Origin of the sequence: Palleniella muris (assembly GCF_004792655.1) — a bacterium.
GTDB classification, from domain to species: Bacteria; Bacteroidota; Bacteroidia; order Bacteroidales; family Bacteroidaceae; genus Prevotella; species Prevotella muris_A.
This window is the reverse complement of sequence record NZ_SRZC01000047.1, coordinates 1-1,781: the sequence shown is the minus strand read 5'-3', so window position 1 is coordinate 1,781 and position 1,781 is coordinate 1. Positions and strand designations below refer to the sequence as shown.

The following is a 1,781-nucleotide window of genomic DNA, read 5'->3' as shown; positions in this document are numbered from 1 at the left end:
CCGTACTCGGACGCTTCCTCAGCCCGGACAACTACGTCCAGATGCCCGACAACACGCAGAGTTTCAACCGCTACTCCTACTGCATAAACAATCCGCTGAAATATACTGACCCGAGTGGGGAGTATTTCGGAATTGACGATTTAATTGCAGGCCTTTTCGGAGGGGTCATGAATTTAACCATCAACATTTTCCAAGGTAATATCAGTGGTGATTTGTGGACAATGATTGGCAAAGGCGCAAGTGCTTTCGGTTCTGGCGCTGTTGCCGGCATTGGGGCGCTTTACCCGGAACTTGGCGGATGGGCATGGGGAGGCGCCACTCTTGGAGCCACCAATGCATGGCTGTCAGGAGGAAACGGTACGGACATATTCTCCGGAGCCATATTAGGAAGCCTGACTTCTTATTTCGGTGGAGCAATGGGGCAATGGGGCGCACAATATCTTGGCAGCATTGCAATAAACGGATTACAGATTACCAGCCCTTTCCTACAGGCTATGGTATCTGGAGCAGTAGGAGGCATGACCAGCGGATGGGCTATTAGCTTTGCCACAAGCCTAATACTTACAGGGGATTTCGATGAAGCACTCAGTGCAGGCAATAATGGGCTTCTGTCAGGTATGGTGACAGGAACTATTGCCGGAGGCATTGGTGGCATCAAGGCATCAAGAGACAATAAAGTAAGCCCATGGACAGGTGAAAAAACACAGAATCATCATTCTTTCCCGAAGTTCGCCGGCGGAACTGATGAGCAGGTTCTGACACCTGTTCCAGAGTCGCTTCATAGAGAAATGCATAAAGAAATGAACCAGTATTTATATGAAATGCGAACTTCGGATGGACTGCATCACATGAGACCGCAAAGAGGAAACTCTGGTTCTATAATTCAAAACCAATTTAGTACAGGGCAAAGGTTTTCAGCTATGAAAAATTTCTACGACTTACATCCATTCAAGTATGCCCATACACGATATGACTTTTATATGAATAACGGCATACAATGGCAATGGAGACCATGGTAGCTAATAAACATTAAATAATATACTCATGATAAGGAAATTATTAGAATTATTAGGACTGAGAAAGAAATCAGTGCCTAAGCCCTTGCAAAAAGTTTATAGGCAGGCACCAAAAGGAAAAGTCGTGGCAAAGGCCCTATATGGTTATGACATGGAGTTCATGTATGGGAGAAATGATATCAAAGATCCCGGACAGTGTCCCATATGCCATACATCATTTAAGAAAGTTCCAAATCCAGACTACAAGGTTCAGAAGAAGAAAGGCGATGTGTTCTGCACTTACGATGGATACATGATCGTTACGGAAAAGTTCAAGACATTTTGTGAGATAAATGAATATCGGTATCTAAAATTCATTCCATTACCTAAGTCTCCAGGATACTATTATTTTGAAGCGGAAGGGATATTTAGAATTGATTCGACTCGAAGACACTTTTACTTTGGCAAAAAGCAAGAATGCTGCAACCAGTATGATTGTATAGCAATAGGAGGGATGCTATGGAAGGATAAGGATTTTTATTTGCCTACAGACGACTTCATATTTCAAACGGATTATTGGTTCGGAGACCATCACAATAAATCACCGTTGGTGATTATTGGTACAAAAACAGCAGGAAAAATGAAAAGATACGGTCTCTCAGGAATATATTTTGATAATGTTATGGGATGAATATTAACCAAGACGCACAAATAGAAAGTATGACAGTTCTGACAGGCTTGTTGAGGTAACCAGCGGCACGAAAGTCATCCAGTCAATATCATATT

Annotated in this window: 2 protein-coding genes; both read left to right on the top strand. The window is 42.8% G+C overall.

Going from position 1 to position 1,781, the window contains the following annotated elements; all coding sequences use genetic code 11:
• On the top strand, positions 1–1,019 hold a 1,019-nt coding region (locus E5358_RS14905), incomplete at its 5' end, for an RHS repeat-associated core domain-containing protein (protein WP_277821338.1).
• Between the two features lie 25 nt (positions 1,020–1,044).
• The gene (locus tag E5358_RS14900; protein ID WP_135940938.1) at positions 1,045–1,686 is read left to right on the top strand and encodes a hypothetical protein; all 642 of its coding nucleotides are present in this window, start codon (positions 1,045–1,047) and stop codon (positions 1,684–1,686) included.
• Positions 1,687–1,781 lie beyond the last annotated feature (95 nt).